Origin of the sequence: Mesorhizobium sp. Cs1299R1N1 (assembly GCF_037179655.1) — a bacterium.
In the GTDB taxonomy this organism is placed as follows: domain Bacteria; phylum Pseudomonadota; class Alphaproteobacteria; order Rhizobiales; family Rhizobiaceae; genus Mesorhizobium; species Mesorhizobium salmacidum.
The window spans coordinates 1-308 of record NZ_JAPYKR010000147.1 but is presented as its reverse complement, the minus strand read 5'-3'; the positions used below and the strand labels follow the sequence as shown (position 1 = coordinate 308).

Genomic DNA, 308 nt, shown 5'->3' with positions numbered 1-308 from the left:
GTGGTCGAGGTGTCGAGGGCCGCCTCGTTGACGGTGACATCGCTGTTGGTGGGAGCGAAGAGGCCGGCATCGCTGAGGTTGATGGTCAGCGTCGTGGTCGACAGGTCGCCGTCGCCATCCTTGAGGGTGTAGACGAAGACGTCGGTCGTCGCCGAGGTGATGTTGTTGGCGGTCGACTGGTAGGTGTAGGAGCCGTCTGCGTAGAGATGCAGCGTACCGTGCAGGCCGGCGATGTCGGTGTTGACGCCACCCGATACGGCGGTGGTTGTGTTGCCGCCTGCGGCGCGCACGCCGTCGATGGTGGCGCC

1 protein-coding gene is annotated in these 308 nt (G+C 65.6%); it reads right to left on the bottom strand.

Annotation, left to right across the window (positions count from 1 at the left end; all coding sequences use genetic code 11):
• The coding region (locus tag O7A70_RS34100; protein ID WP_337144242.1) for an Ig-like domain-containing protein at positions 1-308 on the bottom strand (308 nt) is incomplete at both ends.